This window comes from Tardiphaga sp. GW822-FHT04G09 (genome assembly GCF_058800725.1).
The window spans coordinates 38,387-57,613 of the sequence record NZ_JBXAMO010000025.1; the positions used below are offsets into that span (position 1 = coordinate 38,387).

The 19,227-nt window shown below is 61.6% G+C and carries 15 protein-coding genes; 3 read left to right on the top strand and 12 right to left on the bottom strand.

From position 1 onward, the window contains the following. A complete protein-coding gene (locus tag AC1RLZ_RS27580; protein ID WP_493191232.1) occupies nucleotides 1-1,005 on the top strand; it encodes a DUF1839 family protein in 1,005 nt (334 codons plus the stop codon). 18 nt (nucleotides 1,006-1,023) lie between these two features. Continuing rightward, entirely contained in the window at nucleotides 1,024-3,486 is a 2,463-nt protein-coding gene (locus tag AC1RLZ_RS27585; RefSeq protein ID WP_493191233.1) for a glycoside hydrolase family 2 protein, read from the top strand. A gap of 192 nt (nucleotides 3,487-3,678) precedes the next feature. Here the strand turns inward: AC1RLZ_RS27585 and AC1RLZ_RS27590 are convergent, their stop codons facing one another. The 4 genes from AC1RLZ_RS27590 to gmd all read right to left on the bottom strand — a co-directional run bounded on the left by AC1RLZ_RS27590 (nucleotide 3,679) and on the right by gmd (nucleotide 8,109). Continuing rightward, the gene (locus AC1RLZ_RS27590; protein ID WP_493191234.1) at nucleotides 3,679-4,608 is read right to left on the bottom strand and encodes a glycosyltransferase family 2 protein; all 930 of its coding nucleotides are present in this window, start codon (nucleotides 4,606-4,608) and stop codon (nucleotides 3,679-3,681) included. A gap of 121 nt (nucleotides 4,609-4,729) precedes the next feature. Then, a complete protein-coding gene (locus tag AC1RLZ_RS27595) occupies nucleotides 4,730-5,923 on the bottom strand; it encodes a CaiB/BaiF CoA transferase family protein (protein ID WP_493191235.1) in 1,194 nt (397 codons plus the stop codon). A gap of 229 nt (nucleotides 5,924-6,152) precedes the next feature. Continuing rightward, nucleotides 6,153-7,124: a GDP-mannose 4,6-dehydratase gene (locus AC1RLZ_RS27600; protein ID WP_493191236.1), complete on the bottom strand. Its 972-nt coding sequence runs from the start codon at nucleotides 7,122-7,124 to the stop codon at nucleotides 6,153-6,155. Between the two features lie 4 nt (nucleotides 7,125-7,128). Continuing rightward, nucleotides 7,129-8,109, bottom strand: a complete 981-nt coding sequence (gene gmd / locus AC1RLZ_RS27605) for a GDP-mannose 4,6-dehydratase (RefSeq protein WP_493191237.1) — start codon at nucleotides 8,107-8,109, stop codon at nucleotides 7,129-7,131. A 918-nt stretch (nucleotides 8,110-9,027) separates the two neighbouring features. Here gmd and AC1RLZ_RS27610 point away from each other — a divergent pair. Next, nucleotides 9,028-9,255 (top strand): hypothetical protein, encoded by a 228-nt coding sequence (locus AC1RLZ_RS27610; RefSeq protein WP_493191238.1) that lies wholly within the window; start codon nucleotides 9,028-9,030, stop codon nucleotides 9,253-9,255. 45 nt (nucleotides 9,256-9,300) lie between these two features. Here AC1RLZ_RS27610 and AC1RLZ_RS27615 read toward each other — a convergent pair whose 3' ends face one another. The 8 genes from AC1RLZ_RS27615 to AC1RLZ_RS27650 form a co-directional block, all read right to left on the bottom strand. Next, nucleotides 9,301-10,146: an NAD-dependent epimerase/dehydratase family protein gene (locus AC1RLZ_RS27615; protein ID WP_493191239.1), complete on the bottom strand. Its 846-nt coding sequence runs from the start codon at nucleotides 10,144-10,146 to the stop codon at nucleotides 9,301-9,303. A gap of 47 nt (nucleotides 10,147-10,193) precedes the next feature. Continuing rightward, nucleotides 10,194-11,375, bottom strand: coding sequence for a class I SAM-dependent methyltransferase (locus AC1RLZ_RS27620; protein WP_493191240.1), 1,182 nt, complete (start codon nucleotides 11,373-11,375; stop codon nucleotides 10,194-10,196). 310 nt (nucleotides 11,376-11,685) lie between these two features. Next, complete coding sequence (gene asnB / locus AC1RLZ_RS27625) at nucleotides 11,686-13,620, bottom strand: asparagine synthase (glutamine-hydrolyzing) (RefSeq protein WP_493191241.1); 1,935 nt, start codon at nucleotides 13,618-13,620, stop codon at nucleotides 11,686-11,688. A gap of 56 nt (nucleotides 13,621-13,676) precedes the next feature. Continuing rightward, complete coding sequence (locus AC1RLZ_RS27630; protein ID WP_493191242.1) at nucleotides 13,677-14,477, bottom strand: TylF/MycF/NovP-related O-methyltransferase; 801 nt, start codon at nucleotides 14,475-14,477, stop codon at nucleotides 13,677-13,679. A 28-nt stretch (nucleotides 14,478-14,505) separates the two neighbouring features. Beyond that, on the bottom strand, nucleotides 14,506-15,756 hold the full coding sequence (locus AC1RLZ_RS27635; RefSeq protein ID WP_493191243.1) for an ABC transporter ATP-binding protein: 1,251 nt from the start codon (nucleotides 15,754-15,756) through the stop codon (nucleotides 14,506-14,508). After that, nucleotides 15,753-16,532, bottom strand: coding sequence for an ABC transporter permease (locus AC1RLZ_RS27640; protein ID WP_493191244.1), 780 nt, complete (start codon nucleotides 16,530-16,532; stop codon nucleotides 15,753-15,755). Before AC1RLZ_RS27640 ends, AC1RLZ_RS27635 begins: the two co-directional genes overlap by 4 nt. A 94-nt stretch (nucleotides 16,533-16,626) precedes the next feature. Beyond that, nucleotides 16,627-16,920: a hypothetical protein gene (locus AC1RLZ_RS27645; RefSeq protein WP_493191245.1), complete on the bottom strand. Its 294-nt coding sequence runs from the start codon at nucleotides 16,918-16,920 to the stop codon at nucleotides 16,627-16,629. Nucleotides 16,921-16,932: 12 nt separating this feature from the next. Next, nucleotides 16,933-19,179 (bottom strand): methyltransferase domain-containing protein, encoded by a 2,247-nt coding sequence (locus AC1RLZ_RS27650; RefSeq protein ID WP_493191271.1) that lies wholly within the window; start codon nucleotides 19,177-19,179, stop codon nucleotides 16,933-16,935. Nucleotides 19,180-19,227 lie beyond the last annotated feature (48 nt).

A 19,227-nucleotide genomic window follows, 5' to 3' on the forward strand; every position in this document is an offset into this window, starting at 1 on the left:
TTGCAGATCGCTTGCGCCATCGATGGACTGGATTCGGCAAACTATGTGCGGCATGCACTGCATGATCCCGCGCGCAACTGGCCCGAGACCAATTGCTATGTCGATCTGCTGATCGAGGTGCTCAGCCAGCGTGGGCATGATCCCCGCGCGGCGCTGGCTTTCACGGTCGCGCAGGATTACGAGGGCGACCAGTTCACCTTCTTCAAGTTTCCGGCTGTCGATCTCGCACGGCTCTATGGCGTCGAAATTCTGGAGCTTGCGATCTTCGATGAGCTCGAAGAGCACGTGCGCATGCAACTGGCGCGCGGCCGCCTGCCCATGATCGAGGTCGATTCCTGGTATCTGCCGGACACCCGCGGCATCACCTATCGGCACAGCCACAGCAAGACGACCATTGGCGTCAATGTGCTGGATTCGGTCAATCGCCGACTCGACTACTTTCACAATGCCGGCTACTTCCGTCTCGAAGGCGATGATTTCGACGCCTTGATGCGGCCCACGCGTGACGCCGGTCTGCCGCTGTTTCCCTATGTGGAATTCATCAAGTTCGGTCCCGCGCCGTCTGTACAGGCGCAGATGAAGATATCTCGCACGCTATTGGCGGAGCATCTGCGCCGTCGTCCGCCGCAAAATCCATTTGCGGCCTGGGGCGAGATGATCGGTGCCGACATCGCCCAACTGATGCGACGGCCTCCCGAGTGGTTTCACACCTACGCTTTCAGCACATTGCGTCAGGCCGGTGCGAATTTCGAACTGCTGGCGTCCTATTTGGCCTGGTTGCAGGAGCTGCCTGACCCGGCGCTGGAGCGCGCAAGGCTCGCCGCAGAGGCTATCGCCGGCGGCACCAAGATGATGCAGTTTCAGTTCGCCCGTGCTTCGGCCCGCGGCAAAATTCCCGACGTGGCGGATGCCATCAGCCAGCTCGCGACCGACTATGACATCGCTTTCGATAGTCTCATGAACAGTTTCGTTGCTCGCGGGGCCGCGGCACGATCTTCCCTGTGACCTGATCCGGGTGTTGCCATGACCGACATCCTCGCCATGACGGGACGTAAGGTGCAGTCGCTCGACAGCGGCTGGGAACTGGCGCTGTCACTCCCTCAGGCGTGGCAAGAGCCTGGCGCGTTGCGTGAGGCCATATGGTTGCCCGCCATCGTCCCTGGGACAGCCGCCGGCGCGCTGCGCGCCCTCGGTCAATGGAGCTTCGACGAGCCACAGCCGCTGCACGCCAAGGACGTCTGGTACCGGATCCAGATCAGCGGACACGGCCCGCGCAAGCTGCGGTTTGAGGGGCTCGCGACATTCGCTGAGGTCTTCTTCGACGACAGGCCCATCCTGACCAGTAACTCGATGTTCGAGCCGTACGAGGCTGATATCATTCTCGGCGGTGAGCATTGGGTGCATATCGCCTTCAGGAGCCTCGGCCGCGTGCTGGCTGGAACGAAAGGCCCGCGGGCACGGTGGAAGATCATGATGATCGAGGAGCCGCGGCTGCGATTCCTGCGCACCACGCTGATCGGCCATATGCCCGGCTGGTGTCCACCGGTAGACGTCGTTGGCCCGTATCGCGAGGTCTTGCTGATCGAGGAGGGGCCGATCGTGGCCCGCAATGTCGATCTGCGCGCCCAGCTGGAACAAGCCGATGGCGTGCTGTCTATCTCGCTGGAGTTGGAAGGTGTACCGGCCGAAGCGCTTCCGGTTCTCCGATGTGCCGGCGCGAGCGCTCAGCTCACCCGGTCCGATCGGACAACGACCTGGCAAGGGGTGCTGCGCATTCCTGATGTCGCGCCATGGTGGCCACACACCCATGGCACGCCGACGTTACATGTGGTCGACATCCAGATCGGCGAGGTCCATGTCGATCTCGGGAAGACGGGCTTTCGCAAGATCGGATTCGAGCGGGGACCGGATGGCCACGGATTTACGATCCTTGTGAACGACGTGAGGATCTTCTGCCGCGGCGCGTGCTGGACCCCGATCGATATCGTCGATCTGCAGGCGTCTGATGCCGACTACATCCGAGACCTCAGCCTGGTGCAAAGCGCGGGCCTGAACATGCTGCGCCTGAGCGGCACGATGCTGTACGAGACGCCCGAATTCCACCGCGCTTGCGATGAGATGGGCATTCTCGTCTGGCAGGACGCGATGATGGCCAATTTTGACTATCCATCGGATGCCGCATTCGCAGACATCATCCGCAGCGAGATCACGACGCTCCTGCGCCGATTGAGCGCGTCGCCGTCTCTCACCGTTATGTGCGGCGGAAGCGAAGTTGGACAGCAGGCAGCGATGATGGGGTTGCCGCGCCAGATGCGCGGCACACCGCTCGCCGAGACGGTGATCCCCGAGATTCTTGTGCAATGGTCGGACGCCGTCTATGCGCCGGGTTCGCCGTCGGGGGGAGCGCTTCCGTTCGTGTCCGAAGCGGGGCCATCGCACTACTACGGCGTCGGTGCCTACATGCGGCCGCTCGCCGACGCACGCCGAGCCAATGTCCGCTTTGCTTCTGAATGCCTGGCTTTTGCCAACTTGCCGGACGATCGCCAATTTGCATCCTGTCAACTTGATCCGAGCGCTGATCCGGTCCGTTGGCTGAGGCGTGTGCCCCGCGATGGCGGCTCGTCCTGGGATTTCGAGGACATCCGCGAATATTATCTAACTTCGCTTTGGAATGAAGACGGCCGCAGCCTGCGCCACAGCGATTCCATGCGCTGGCGCCAATTGTCGCGAGCAGTCGTCGCCGAGGTGATCGAACGCACCATTGATGAATGGCGCCGTCCCGCGTCCGCAACAGCGGGCGCATTGCTATGGCTGTGGCGCGACCTGTGGCCTGGTGCAGGCTGGGGTCTTGTGGATTCGGACGGACGCCCCAAGTCGGCCGTCTACGCGCTTCGGCGGGCTTCCTTGCCACTGCGGCTGTCCATCACCGACGAGGGCACCAATGGGCTTTACCTGCATCTCGTCAACGACACGCCACACGCCGTCACCGGCAGGCTCACTTTGCGCTGCCTGAAAGACGGTGCGATACCGGTGATCGAAGCGGCCCGTGACGTGACGGTTGCGGCCCATGCAGGGCTCTCCATCGGGGCGTTCGACCTGTTTGATCGCTTCTTCGACGCAGGTCACTGTTATCGGTTTGGACCGGCCGCGCATGATGTGGTTCATGCGACGTTCGAGATGCCAATCGCGGGCCAGCATGTCGAGGCTTTCCACTTCATTGGGATCCCCGCGGTGGAATCCGATCATGCCATCAACGCAGTGCTTGGCGAAGATCGAAACGGTTTCTTCCTGGAACTGCAGACGGACACGACAACACGATTCGTCGAGATCGTGGACGACAGTTTCGTGCCCGACGACAATTACTTTCATCTCGCACCCGGGCGCAAAAAAGTCGTTTGCTTCACACCGCCGCACCGAGCGGGCAAACACCTGCGCCCTGCAGGGCGGGTCTCGGTGCTGGGCGGAAGCGGCGAAGCCAACTACTGAAGGGACGATCAAGGTGGGGGAGACACGCCGCGCCAGCTCGCATCGCCTTGGTTTGCTTTGGAGAGGCGACCATCCCACGCTGGCGATCAGGCTGCTGTTTTGACCGGTGATCGTTCGAGCCCTTACGACCTTGCACGCATCTGGCGTCCGGGGCCGCTGACGACGTAAGCTGGTGCTCGGCTAGATGCAGGCCTAATCCGGCAATGACGGCTGCGCCAGATATGCCAGCAGCTTCATCTCGCGGCGTCCGCGGGTGACAGTGTCGAGGACGAGGCCCGACGAAAATGAGAGTACGCCGACGATCATCAGGCCGGTCGAGAGCACGGAGGTGGGCAGCCGAGGCACCAACCCTGTTTCCAGATAGGTGACGGCGATGGGAATCGCGAAGCCGATGGAGACGATGCCGAAAAACAGGCCGATCGTGCCGAAGAAGCGCAGGGGCTTTTCCGAACGATAGAGCTTCATGATGGTGCCGAGGATCCGGAAGCCGTCCTTCCACGTGCTGAGCTTGCTGGTGGAGCCCTGCGGTCGCGCGAAATACGGCGTCTCGATTTCAGCGACCGGTAGTGCGAGCTGCAGCGCATGAATGCTCAGTTCGGTCTCGATCTCGAAACCATCGGACAGCACCGGCAAGGATTTGACGAAGCGTCTCGAGAATACGCGATAGCCCGACAGCACATCCTTGAAGTTCTGACCGAACGTCATTGACAGAAAGCCGGTGAGCAGTGAGTTGCCGGTACGGTGGCCAAGGCGATAGGCGGCAACTTGCCGCTCGATGCGGCGGCCCACGACCATGTCGAGACGACCTTTTAACAGCGCTTCGATCATGGCCGGCGCGGACGTCGCGTCGTAGGTCGCATCGCCATCTACGAGAACATAGATATCGGCATCGACGTCACCGAACATGCGGCGGACGACATGACCCTTGCCCTGGCGGGGCTCGCTGCGAACAATCGCCCCCGCCTGCGACGCGACTTCCCGCGTTCGATCTGTCGAATTGTTGTCGTAGACATAAATCGTGGCGGCGGGCAGCGCCTTGCGGAAATCGTTCACGACTGTTGTGACTGCGACCTCTTCATTGAAGCAGGGGATCAGGATAGCAACGCGAGGCGGGGCGGTCATGGAGCCTTCCTGCGGGTTCGAGGCGCAGCACGATCTCCGATCGACTGCGCCTGGACGAAAATGTGCTCCTGATCAATGCAGCAACTGGCGTTAATTTTCATAGTACTCGATAGCTCGCGCCTTAGACCACCTTGCCGCGGCGCAATTCAGCAATCTCCTCGGCGCCGAAACCGAACTCGGCGAGTAGCTCCTCGGTCTGTTCGCCGACTTCCGGGGGACGCGCTGCCATCTGGCTCGGCGTGCGCGACAGCGTGAAGGGTTGGCCGACCAGCGTGATCTTGCGGTTCTGGTCGTTGGGTACGTCCTGGGCAAGGCCGAGATGCTTGACTTGGGCGTCGGCGAACATCTGGTCGACGGAGTAGATCGGGCCACATGGCACGCCGGCGGCATTGAGATCGTTGACCCATTCCTCGGTGGTGCGCTTTTCGGTACAGGCGCCGATCGCTGCATTGAGCGCGTCACGGTTCTTGGACCGGGCAGGGCCGGTGGCGTAATCGGGATTGGTGATCAGTTCGGCGGCGCCGATGGCCTGGGCGCAGCGCTCCCAGATCTTGCCGCCGGTGGTGGCGATATTGATGTAGCCGTCGGAGGTCTTGAACACGCCGGTGGGGATGCTGGTCGGGTGATTGTTACCGGCCTGTTTGGGGACGTCCTGTTCCATCAGCCAGCGCGCGGCCTGGAAATCCAGCATGAAGATCTGCGCCTGCAGCAGCGAGGTCTGGACCCACTGGCCCTGGCCGGAGACATCGCGCTCCAGCAGCGCAGTAAGCACGCCCAAGGCGCAGAACAGCCCGGCGGTGAGATCGGCCACGGGAATGCCGACCCGCATCGGGCCTTCGCCCGGGGCCCCTGTGACCGACATCAAGCCGCCCATGCCCTGTGCAATCTGATCAAAGCCCGGCCGCTTGTGATAGGGGCCGTCCTGGCCGAAGCCGGAGATGCTGCCATAGACGATGCCGGGATTGATCGCCTTCAGGCTCTCGTAATCGATGCCGAGCCGGGCTTTTACGTCCGGGCGAAAATTCTCCACCACCACGTCGGCCTTCTCGACCAGCCGCTTGAAAACGGCCAGGCCGCGGGGGTCCTTGAGGTTCAGCGTCATGGCCCGCTTGTTGCGGTGCAAATTCTGGAAGTCGGAACCTTGGCGCGGGCCGCCGGGTTGTTCCCCCGCGGCATCGTCCGACAGCGCATCGATCTTGATGACATTGGCACCCCAATCGGCGAACTGCCGGACCGCCGTCGGGCCGGAGCGGATCCGAGTCAGGTCGAGCACGGTAAAGCGGGAGAGGGCCTGCGAGGCGCGCGGGAAGGGCATTCAGAGGGCTCCGGAATGACGCAAGGTTGGGCCGAGACATTACCTTTCGCGCAAACCGGCAGCGTTGTCATGCCCTCCTGTGGGCTGGCGAGGAGTGCATCCCCGCCAGCTTGTGCAGAAATCCATGTAATCCGGACGTCACAAAACGGGTGACGAGACTGATGGCGGGGCGCGCCGAATTATTCAGCGGAACGGACCGCGACACCCCGCCCGAGCTTCCGCTGCCTGGCTAAGGTTGCTGGCGCCAGTAATTCAGCACCGACTCCAGCATCGTGTTCCAGCTTCGTGTTGGTGCCCATCCGAGCCAGTCGCGGGCGCGCCCCGCATTGCCTAGCACGACCGGCGTATCATTGGGGCGCAGCAGCGCGGGGTCGATTGCTACATCGATCTTCACGCGCGATAGCGACACCAGGATGTCGAGTGCTTCCTGAATAGCGCGGGCATCGCCCGATGCAAGATTGATGGCGGCGCCATTCGGCAGGTCGTCAAACCGCAGCAGAGCCTCGGCGTAGGCGTCGACCACGTCTTGTACGTCGAGAAAGTCGCGGCGGCTTCGGAGGTCACCGACGCGGATTGCCGGCTCTTGTTCGCCACGTTCTATTTTGGCGATCTGAGCTGCGAAGGCAGGAATGACAAACTGGGTATTTTGGCCGGGGCCTGTATGATTGAACGGGCGCAGCCGCAGAACACGCAGGCCATTCAGCGCCATCTGGCCTAGCATGATATCGGCCGCCGCCTTCGCCGCTCCGTAGGGATTCATGGGCTGCAGCAGGGCACTTTCATCCAGCGCCGCATTGCTTTTGAAGCTGGCGCCATAGACTTCGGCGCTGCTGCAATAGAGCAGCCGGCATTCCGGCGCGAACTCGGAGATGGCCAGCGCGATGTTCTGCGTGCCGGAGAAATTCACGTTCCAGGCGAGCCGGACATTGCGGTTGGCTGCGGTGACGGCCGCGATGGCGGCGAGATGCACAACATGCGTCGGCCGCTCCCTTTGAATGACGCGATCCACTTCATCCGCATCGGTGATGTCGAGGTGAATGCTCTTGCAGTTCGGCAGATTGGCGTTGCCGCCGGCGTGTCTGTCCGCCAGGAGAAGTTGGCCATCGGCCGGCAATACGGTTTTCAGTCTCCGGACGAGGTGGTCACCGACGAATCCGCTGGCCCCCGTGATGAGAACCTGCATCGGCCCATTCAGGTTCATCCGGCTAACCGATCTGCTGCTTGATCCGCTTCAGATCGGCTTCTACCATCTCGCGGATCATTTCCTCCAGCGAGATGTCCGCCTTCCAGCCGAACTTGGCGTGGGCTTTCGCCGGATTGCCAAGCAGCAGATCGACTTCCGCCGGCCGGAACAGCGCGGGATCGATCACGAGATGGTCGTTGATGTTCAGGCCGACATGGTCGAAGGCGATGCGGCACATGTCGCGTACGGTGGTGGTACGTCCGGTGGCGATGACATAGTCATCGGAGACGTCCTGCTGCAACATCAGCCACATCGCGCGGACGAAGTCTTTCGAATGCCCCCAGTCGCGCTTAGCATCGATATTGCCGAGCCGCAGTTCTTTCTGCTGGCCGAGCTTGATGCGCGCAACGCCGTCGGTAACCTTGCGGGTGACGAACTCGATACCGCGTACCGGGGATTCATGATTGAACAGAATGCCATTGCTGGCATGCAGCCCGAAACTCTCGCGATAGTTGACGGTCATGTAATGCGCGAAAACCTTGGCGACGGCGTAGGGAGAGCGGGGATAGAACGGCGTGGTTTCGTTCTGTACCGGCTCCTGGATCAGGCCGTACATTTCCGAGGAGGAAGCCTGATAGAACCGCGCCTGCGGCGCGTCGAGCCGCACGGCCTCGAGAACGTTGGCGGCGCCGAGGCCGGTGACCTGTCCCGTCAGCAGCGGCTGGCTCCATGACGATTTCACGAAGGATTGGGCACCAAGGTTGTAGACCTCATCGGGCTTGACGCCGCGCATCGTTCGGATCAACGATGACAGATCAAGCAGATTGCCGTCGATGAATTTCACGTCGTTCTGAATCTTGAGCCAGCGTAGCTTGGCGTCGATCACATCGGCGGAACTCGAACGCCTGACTAGGCCATAGACCTCGTAGCCTTTGTCGAGCAGCAGCGCCGCCAGATAGGCGCCGTCCTGTCCTGTAACACCGGTGATGAGAGCGCGCTTCATGATTTAACTTTCAAAATCTGGTCTCCGGAAGAAATCAGCTCATTCGGTTCGGATTATGACCGATGCGCACGTTCTTCGAGCGCGCCGAAGCCCGCCGCCACTGATAATGCCCTGATTGATCTGGCGCGGCCTCTCATGGTAAATGTAAGGTTTGACTTCGAAGGCAGGGCAAAAATATTGACCTACGCCAGCCCTTTGGACCAGAAGGTTCATGCCGTCGCCCGCTGCTGCTGTGCAGGCTCTGCAAATGAGAGCTGCAGCCGCCGGGCTTTCATTCACCACCGGCGTCGTGACACTTAGCGTGTCAACCTTGATGACGTTGGTGCACGCGAGTTCGCGCACCACCGCATGGCTGTCGGCGCTTCCGTATTCCGACTAACGACCTAGTTGACGTGTATTTTCCTGAGTTGCGGGTGGTTGACTGAAACGAAGGGTCCACCCTCCCGAAAAATATGCCAACATTAAGAACGCTATCCCAGCAAGTGCCAAGGCCATCAAGCGCCAAATTTCATATCTGTTTTGCATTGTGCTCTTTCCCGACTAGCCACCTAATTTCAAGGAGGCTACGCTTACGCATTCAAAAAACCGATAAGCAATCATTGCCCATTCGCCCTTAGCAATTGACCTGCCTTTTCAGAGCGCCGCAAATCTCGTCAGTGCCACATCCAAACTCGTCTGTAATTCATCGATCTGTTCGCCGACTTCTGCGGCCAACGACATTTGTATGGCGCCGAAGCTACGGCTGTGCCCGTTGCGCTGTCGGAATGCCGACGAATGCTGATATGCCAATGATACTTGGCGCTTATGTCGCTGCGAATCGCCGAGCGAGGTGGCTCTTTTGGCGTCCGTAGGCTTCAGCTAGTGTTACGACTTGCTTCGGGCAGGTCGGGGGAAAACATGATTCAACGTAGTTGCCACATGCGCAGCGCGGGTCAGCTCGTCTTCGCGTTGCTGTTTGTCGATGTCTGCTGCTTGCTTGTCCGGCTCGACAATTCCCGACGATACGGCGCGTCGGCGATCAGCTGGGTTTCGTTCCTCGTCGCCGAGCGGCTGTACTTCCGAAATCACAGGTCGGTTGACCTGACGGTCGATCCGTCCGCACGGGCATCCGTGACGTCGTTACCGACTGGGAGCGTCGCGCGCTGATTCGGTTGCCGACATTGACGCTCCCGCGCAATGCGTCCCGAGCTGTCAGCCAAAACGAGGGCGGAAGGGACGGGGATTCCACCCGAAGTCGTTCCTGGCCGGCGCCGGGTCGAACACCATGTCGTTCGACATCCGCGTTCCCATGGCGGTGTTGGCGTTGGGAAGCCATCGATTGAGCACGAAGAAGGCCGTTCTCCAGATCGCCGGTTCGATCGATATGATGCGGCGCGGACGCCGCGTGCCGTCGAAAACGCGCCCGACCATTTCGCGGTAGGAAATGGTATCGCCCCCGGGAATGGCGTAGATGCGATTGGCGGCCGCTGCGCTCGCCGCGGCGTCGACCGCGCCGATCGCCACATCTTCCACATGGACCGGCTGACGCAGGCCCTTGCCAGATCCGGCCAGCGGAATGAAACCCAATCTCTCGATCAGCCGGGCGATGCGCGTGATGTTGCCGTCGCGTCCTTCGGCGTAGATCACCGTCGGCCGCAGGATCGTCCATTCGATGCCGGACTGCTCGCAGAGTTCGGCGAGGCGTCGTTCGCTCTCGGCGTAGCGTTGCAGCAGCTCGCGCTCGGCCGGTATTTCCGAGTCGATCTTGGTGACGATGCTGGTAGAGGTGATGACGACGACGCGCTTCAGCGCGGGATTGATCAGCCGCGGCAGCGCCTGCACCAGCTGTTCGGCCAGCGCGGTGCAGTACAAGGTCTCGAACGGCGGAATGTCGATTGCGGCCGCATCAAGCAAATTGCCCACGAACCATTCGACGGCTTCCGAATTCGGCCGCGGCGATCGCGACAGCGCGAACGGCGTCTCGCTGCGCGCGATCAAATGCTGCAGGATGTAACCGCCGACCAGGCCGGAAGCACCAATGACCAGACTTTTCGCCATCAACCGGTTGCCTGACATCGATCTTGAAACGAGTGCGGAGGACGCGCCTACTTCGAGCGCATCCAGAACGCCGTGGGCTCCGATGACGTCCACTTGGCCTTCATCAGCTTGAACTCGGGGAAGGTGTCGAGCGTGACGTCGGGATGGTTGATCAGCATGTAATTGCCGGCCCACACCACTTCGAAGCGCGAGCTGTGCGCCAGAAACGCTTGCAGCAGATACTGTTCGTTCCAGTAGGTCTGGGTGTCGTAGTACACTTTCGGATAGGGCAGCGGCAGGCTGACGTCGTGGACATGCACGAGCACGCCCGGCTTCAGGCGCGGCAGGATTTCGAGGAATTCGTACTGGACGTCGCTACCGGAGCGCAGCGCATGCGTGGAATCGATGAACAGGATGTCACCGGCTTCGAGCGACGTGAACACGTCGAGCGGCACGTCCTGCACTTTCTTGGGAACGACTTCGTCGAGGCCGGCGAGACCGTCCTTGAAGACTTCCCAGGGGTAGGGGTCGATCGCGGTGATCACCGGCGCGACGCCGAATTCTTCCTTGTTCAGCTTGCCCGCATGGCAGGCCAGAATCGTGGAATAGCCGGTGCCGATTTCCACGATGCGCTTCGGCTTGGTTTCGCGGATCAACGAGTAATACACATGCGCGTCGACCGCCATGTAGCTGCCGTTGAGCAGGTAGAACTCAGTCCGTTCCTTGGCGTCGGTGACGGAAAACTGTTGGCGGAATTCGGCGAGGTGGCGGGGCAGCACGTCCTTCATCAACGAAAGCTGCGAGGCGTTATTCATCTCCACGCCGACCATCTCGCTGGGCGTGGTCCAGAACTCGTCGAGCTGGTCGCCGTCATCCGGAATCGGGAGATAGAAGTGCTTCGGCAGCAGATGCAGGCCGTGCGGATAGAAAATGCCGTGCGCCGGATTGCCGGGCATCGCAGCGAGCTTCGGTGCGATCAGGCGCGCGAGTTCGAGCACGGCAGCGTCGGTGCTCATCTCGGTCTGGCCATCGCCAGCGGAAAGCAGTTTTGCAATGCTCTGCAGGGTCTGGCCGTCGCCCAGTTTGGCAACGGGGGACGCGGCTAGCTGCTGCGGCGCCTGACGCTCTTCGATCAGGATGCGCTGGATGGCCGGGCCGGCCACCCGACGGGCCAGCTTGATCGCGCGACGCAGGATCACGTTCTGGGCGCGGCGGACGAAAGCAGAACTCTTGCTGGTATTGCTTGCCATCGCGCGCTGCCTTCATCGAAAATTGGTTGTGAGAGACATGAAACAGAAATTGGAAGTCGCCAAAGAGACCTTTTCGTTGATCTCCGGCGATCAGGCTCCCGTTGCGGCCGAGTGGCTCGGAGACCGTGCTAGCGAAGGCGCGCGGTCCGATCCGGATCGTCCGTGGCGGGATCCTGTGGTGGCTGTTCCATTGCAAGGTCACAGCCGGTTGTCAAAACGTTTTTGCCCGGCCGAGCATACACGTCTGGTTACATTTACGAAATTGCATGTCAATCAAAGCGCCGCCTTGCGGGCCCCGCGATCGGATCAATCAGGCTGCAACCTTCCGGGCGACGGACGGCAGGCGATAGGGGCCGGCCTTATCAAACACTTCGCGCATCCACAGTTCCAGCACCATCAGCAGCCAGGTCCCGTTCCAGGCCCGATGCCCGTCGAGAAACTCGAGCTTGATGCCCGCGACGATCGCGGGATCGAACAGGCCGCGGCGGCGCACGGCGTCGTCCGACAACGTGTCCTCGAGGATGTCGCGCAGCGGTCCCTTCATCCAGTCGCCGAATGGCAGGCTGAAGCCGCGCTTGCCACGCCGTGAAAAGAAGTCAGCCGGCAGAAACTCGCGCGCCACATCGATCAGTACGCGCTTGACGCCGCTCTCGTCGTAGCTGGCGCCGAGCGCCATCGGCGTATGGCCGGGCGCGACCTTGGCGTCGCGTGGCAGAGAGAACGCGATGTCCGCGATATTGACGTCGAGGAACGGGACGCGGACTTCCAGCGAGTTGGTCATCGAGGTGGCGTCGATGTCGCGCAGCAGCTGGTTGCGAGTATAGCCGTTCAGGCACAGCGCACCGACGCGGTCCAGCACATCCGCCTGGGGTAGCTGGTCGAGCGGCAGCAGATCTGACGCCATCGAGCGGGGCGTGGTCAGCGACAGCAGACCGGCGGCGGCCGCAGGGCCGAAGCAATGATACAGGCGGCCGTAGTTTTCGAGAAACTCCGTCGTGTATCCCCCGTCGGGAACGGCGGGCGCCGTGGCGCCGAACATCGACTTCAGGCGTTCCAGGATGCCAGGATCGGGGCGGCGCACGTGCGCATCGAATTCGGGGATCATGCCGGCGAACCAGGGATAGCCTGCAAACAATTCGTCGCCGCCGGTGCCAGACAATGCGACTTTCACGGTCTGCGCGGTAGCGTGAGACACGAAGTAGCTGTTCATGCCGTCCACCGAGGGCTGGTCGAGCCCGGCGACAAAGCGCAAGAGATGATCGCTCACCTCGTTCTCGCCGACCACGATGCGCTGGTGCTTCGTCTTGAGGAGCGTCGCGATCTCGGCCGCGTCTTCGGTTTCGTCGTCGGCATTGGCGCCGGTCTCGAACCCGACCGAACAGGTCTCGATTTGCGAGCCGCTGTGCCGCGCCATCAGCGCCACGATCAGCGAGGAATCGACGCCGCCGCTGAGGAACGCGCCGACCTTGACATCGGCGACCATCTGCATTTCCACGGAACGCACCACGGCGTCGCGCACGCGCCGCTGGATCACCGGGTAGGGGCTCTTTCGCAGCCCGGCGACGCGGTCGGTGGCGAACGACCAGTAGGGCGCGAGATGATGCCCGGTTTCATCGACCACCAGCTTGTAGGCAGATGGCAACTGGCGGACGCCCACGATCAGCGTGTGAGGCTGCGACACCGAGCCGAAGGTGAGCAAAGTGCGCAGCGCCTCACGATCGATGTGGCGCGCCACGTGGCCGCTGGCCAGAATGGCCTTTAACTCGGAGGCAAAGACGAGGCCGCGGTCGGTTTCGGCATAGAGCAGCGGCTTGATGCCGAACTGGTCACGCGCCAGCAACAGCCGTTCGCGGCCGGGTCCTCGGCGGCTGTCATAGATCGCGAACGAAAAGATGCCGCGCAGGCGGGACAGAAAGGCGTCACCCTCGCGCTCGTACAAAGCGAGCAGGACTTCGGTGTCCGAGGTCGAGCGAAACGGCCAGCCCGCCGCGACCAGCGTCCGCCGCTCTTCGAGATAGTTGTAGATCTCGCCGTTGAACACGATGGCGATCGTGCCGGTGGCATTGGACATCGGCTGGTGGCCGTTCGCCGACAAGTCGATGATCGACAGCCGGGCGTGGCCGAGGCTCACGCGGTCGTCGAGATAGGTGCCCTCGTCATCCGGCCCGCGATGGCCGATCGACGCGACCATGGCGTCGATCGCCGCGCGATCCCTGCTGCCAAAAATTCCGACTAGTCCGCACATCTATGACACCGCATTTCGTGAGCCGCGCCGACAATTCGCCTGAGCGGCCCGGCCGATCAGCACCGCTCGACCGTGAACGATACGCCGTGGAAACCGAAATCGACGAATTCGCAAAGCGAGATTTGCGGATTGCGCTCCAGCCATTCGCGGCAGGCGCGCTGCTCGCCGCGGTCGGGCAGGTTGCGGAAGCAGCGCCAGTCGTCGAACAGCAGCACGCTGCCGACGCTCAGGCGCTCGGTCAGGAAATCGAGAACCGGAATCGTCGAATCGTGCAGGTCGCAATCGATCCACGCCGCGGCGACCTTGCCGAGTCCCGCGATCTCTGGCTTGCCCTTGACCAGTGACTTGTCGAACCAGCCAGGCACCGTCGTGATGCGCGAGACGTCGCCGCCGGAGGTCGCGACGTTGTTCAGGAAATCCTCCTGGCTGCAGGCGAATTCGCCGGCCCGGAAACCGCTGGTATAGCCCTGCACGGCATCCTGCCCGAGCGCGGCGGAAAGTCCCTCGAACGAGTCGAGCGCTATGAACCTCATCTCCGGAAACAGGCCCTGCATGGTGCGCATGGCGTAGGAGAACGTCACGCCCTTGGAGACGCCGAACTCGTAATAGTCGTCGCCCGGAAGCTCCGCGCCGACCAGATAGTCTGCGAGCTTGTCGATGCAATTGTAACGCTCGCGATAATAGGTGGCAAAGCGGTACTCCAGCTCCGTGCTGTGCGCCCGCAGCACGGAGACTTCGTTGCGCAACTGTTCGATCTGCTGCTTCAACTCATTCGCAGCGATCTGCTCATTGCGATTGCTCGACGACTCGGGAGCCGGCGCGGCGCCGGGGCCGGAAAACCATCGCCTGGGATTCATGACTTGCTCGCTCTCTTGCGTAAATGTCTCACGTGGCGCTGTCGGACGGAAGCAGCAGGCTGTCGAGATCCACGATGCCGGCAAAGATCTTCACGCCGGTGACGTCGAAGAACAGGGCGTTCGTCAGGCTCGTCGAGTCCGCGATTGCCGACTCGTCGCCGGGTCCGTCGCCTTCGCTGGTCGCGATCGTCAGATAATAGCTGCCGCCACCGAGATCGCACTTGAAGTCGAACACCGCTTCGGCACGCTGGCCCGCGTCCAGGTCGAGGCCGCGACCAAGCTCTGCGGCAGAGGTGCCGTAGATCTCGGTGCCCAACTGAGTGCGTATCTTGTAGCCGAGGCTCGCGTTCTTCATCGGCCCCGTCGCGCTGCCGCGAATGGTAATGCGATAGGTCTCGCCGGAATTGAGCGAGCGCACCGGCCGGCCCTGCAGATCGGAGAACTGTACGCTATCGACAACGAAGCCTTTCAACTGCACCGGTTCGGCTAACGCCTGGGCGACCGGCACAGCCGCTGCCGTCGGCGCGGTGACAGCTGCGGCGGCCTCCATCTCCTTGTGCAGAAGATCTTCATAGGCCTGGCCGACGACGCGAGGCTCGCCGATCATCGCGACGCTGCCGTTCTCGATCAGGATCGCGCGGTCGCACAGTTCATAGATTTGCGCGAGGCTGTGTGTCACTAGCAGCACGGTGGCGCCGCTGCGGGCAATGCGCCGCATCCGCGCGTAACTCTTGACGTTGAACACCATGTCGCCGGTGGCCAGCGCTTCGTCGACGATCAGGATGTCCGGATCGATGCTTGCTGCTACGGAAAAGGCGAGGCGGGCGATCATGCCGCTCGAATAGGTCTTGCAGGGCTGGTCGATGAAGTCGCGCAGCCCGGAGAAGTCGATGATGTCCTGGGTCTTTGCCGCGACCTCGTCATGCGTCAGCCCCTGAACGAGGCCGCCGATCAGAATGTTCTCGCGACCGGAGAGATCCAGATTGAAGCCGGTGCCCAGAGCCATGATGGCGGACACCTTGCCGTTGACCTCGATGGTCCCTGAATTGGCATCGAGCGTTCCGGCGATGATGCGCAGCAGCGTGGTCTTTCCCGCGCCGTTGCGTCCGATCACACCGATCACCTCGCCGCGTTTGACATCGATCGAGACGTCCCGCAGCGCCCAGAATTCGCGGTGGCGGCTCTTTCGGGTGAAAAGCTCCCAGAGAATATCGACCGGCCGCAAGTAGACTTTGTAGACCTTCGACAGGTTGCGAATGGAGATGGCGATTGCGCTCACAGGTAGCTTCCGAAAAAATGCCGCGTTGAATAAAATACCCGCGCGCCGACAAGGAATATGGTGACAGACAGCAGCCCGGAAATGACCCATGCCCACGGGTGGATGAACGCGCCGTAGAATAGCGCATCCTGAAACGCGAGAATGATCGGCGTGAACGGGTTCAGCATGATCAGCACGCGCAGCTTCGAGGGAATGGCGTCAATCGTGTAGATAATCGGCGACACGTAGATCCCGACGAAGGTGAAGATCTGCACGAAGTCCTTCAAGTCGCGCACGAAGACGCCCAGGGCTGACAGCAGCAAGGCGATGCCGACGCAGGTGATGGCCAGTTCGGCGAGCAGCAGCGGAAGCATGATGTAGGTCCACGGCAGCGGACCGACAAAGGCGATGGTGTAGCAGGCAAGCATGACCAGGCCGACCAGCAGGATCACGAAGGCCGGCGGGATCGATTTGATCGGCAGCACATCGAGCGGAAACGCCACCTGCTTCACCAGATGCGCCTGCGCCGTGATCATGGTCGCGCCGCGCGACATGACATCCTGCAGCACCAGCCACGGCAGAAGGCCGGCCAGAAGGTAGGTCGTGAAGCCGACGCCCTCTGGAACGTTGGGGCCGCTGATTTTCAGCTTTAGTACTTCGCCGAACAGGAACAGGAACACCAGGACCGTCAGCGCCGGATGGAACAACGCCCAGGCGGCGCCAAAAAACTGACCGGCATAGCGGTCGAGCATTTCGCGCTTGGACAGTTCGAGCGCCAGCCGGCGATGCCGTGACATGCTTCGCGCCAATGTGACACCGGACGACCACCAGGATGTAAAAGCAAGCCGTTGAAATATCAAATCGAACTCCCAGCCCGCGACGCGGGGCCAATCACTTCTCAGATTCAGATGTTCCAGCGGTGCGGGTCCGGTTCGAATTTTCGAGCCGTTCAAGAATTCGCATCTGCTCGTGCTGCTGGTTTATCACCATCGCGTTGATGGCCAGCAACTCTAGGGTGGAGCTTTCGATCTTGGACGAAAGGTCCTTTACCGACCGCTCCAGCTGACGCTCCAACCGGCGTACCAGCTCATCGGACTGCTGGCGACGTGTCAACGTATCGACAATACGACGCGACCAGCGCAGCGACCTTGCAAAATATCGTCCGGCTATCTCTTTAACTCGCACAGGTGTCTCCGATTATCTCGCTGCGCGAGCGGTTACCAGGACCGTGTGTCCACCCACCCCGTGAATGTAACGCGTTCCACTGCGTTCCAAAACCTTGCTGAACCAGTCCATTCCCCCATCGGGGAGATCGGCCACCCGGGCGGCCGCTCGCCCCAATTGGGCTGGCCAGCCGTTGGCTTTCCATACGACCGGAAGGTAGCCGCCATAGAGGTAATCAGGTAGCGGCTCGTGCTCGATCGCGTCGAGTTCCAGGCCGACGCGGGGGAGGGCAGCGCGGAAAACGCCATCGCTCCATTTGGTGACGTGGTGTGGCGGCTGCTCCGTCAGGGCATCCGGATAGGCCGCGACCAGGCCCGCGGCGTCGGGTGTCGAGATGATCGCCAGCCCGTTTTCGGTCAGCATCGACTGGATCGCCTGCAGCAGGCGAAGGGGGTTCTTGATGTGCTCAAGGACCTGGTGGCAAACCACGACGTCGGCTTTCGGCAAGTCGACAATGGCAAAATCGTCCTTCACCCAGTCGAGGATTTCGAGCCGGTGGCCGCGCGACCGCGCGGCGTCGGCCGCGGAAGCATTGATCTCGATTCCCATCGCCTTTACCGACGGCATCGCATTGCGCAAGTGATCGAGGAAAAAACCGGATCCACAGCCGACATCGATCACGCTGCGAGCGCCGTGGTTCCGGATCAGTTCGATCGAACGCTCGAACTCCCATTTGCTGCCGGTGTAATAATCGACCTTGCCAATGGCCGCATAGAAGTCGGCGTTGCCGACAACGATCGGGCGGTATTGTCCAAATCCGCAAGACGGACAGGCGAAAAGCCGGATCGAGCCAATCCGCTCGGCAGTGTAGCTGGTGAGGGTTTCGGTGCTGAAAACGACGCCGTGATCCGACCAGCGCTTGATCAAATCGCCGATATCGACGACCTGATCGGTCGAAACTAGGTCGACTTGCCCGCACATGCCGCACAGAACCTTTTCAGTACTGGCGTTTTTTGGCGGGACCAGGGCCAAAGGAGCAAAGCGATGACCAGGGGCGCGGTTCATCGACGCGATTTCCGAATAGTAGGCGATGACGTCGGTGCGGATGCGCGAGCGGTCGGCCAGCTTTTCAACGAGCGCAAGATTTCGCTCCGCCGCCGCATCGACGAGGGCGTCATCCTGCATGGCCCGCACGATGGCCTCGGCAATCTCTTCGGGATAGAGATTGCGGGCGAAGAGCACGTTTTGCTCGTCCTTGACGACGGGCGTGATGGTGTCGAGCGGCGAGACAATGGGGAACGCGCCGAGCGCCATCGCTTCCATCATCGAGTTCGGGATACCGTCGGTCAGGGAAGGCGCGAGCATCACCCGCGCATTCGGCAACATCGCCAGCACTTCGTCGCGGTCGAGGCGGTCGTGGATGTTGCAGGCCGCCTTGATGTGGTCAGGCATGCTCTTGTCGAACCAGGTCTTCACGTCGCTCTGGACCAGCCAGAGCATCTCGATGTTGACCGGCGCGATGCGATCCCAGGCCAGGCGAAGCGCCTCGAACACCGGCAGCGCCTTCGATGAGATCGTCTCATAGGTCTTGGGCCAAAGAATGGTCCGCGGCCGCTGCGAGGGCGGCAGTGACCACGTCGCGCGTAGCGCCGCAACGTCCAGTCCGCCCGGACCGGAGACGACGCCCAGTCCGGGGCTATCGATCTTGTGCGGCGCCAGACCGAGCTTGATCGCATCTTGATAATTGATGGAATTGTCGGCGATCAGGTGGTCGCAGTTCGCCAGGACGCTTTCGATGCGTCGCCGGTGGCTGGGATCGTGCTGATGAAGCGAAAGATCGGGGCCACCGCGCACCTGAACGACCCATCGGCAGATCTCTGAGATGCCTGGATCGACCGCACGCGCGAGGTCCATCAGGTAGGACGCGGAGTCCAGGCCCAGCGTATGTACGACGTCGGGACGCCATTCGCGGATCGTCGCAGCCAGCAGTTTTTCGAGAGGCCACGCCTCGGTCGAATCTGGGGGCGCGATCGTTACCTTGCGAAATTCCGAGTTGACGATGTCCGGCGCGTTGATCGTGACGTAGGTTCGAACGCGCCAATCTTCCGGCGGAACGGTGGACGGAAACGCGAACAGCCGTGCATTGATGCCGGTGTCCTGAAGGAGATTGATCCAGGAGTGCGTGTGGGAGCTCTCGGGCCATCCGACAAAAAGAACCCGGGGGCCCTCGGGATAGTCGTCCGCTTCGAATGCCGGAAAAATCAGATGTTGCGTGCTCATCACTACTCGCAGTTACGATCCAGGCGACCGATGCCTGACGCCCAGATG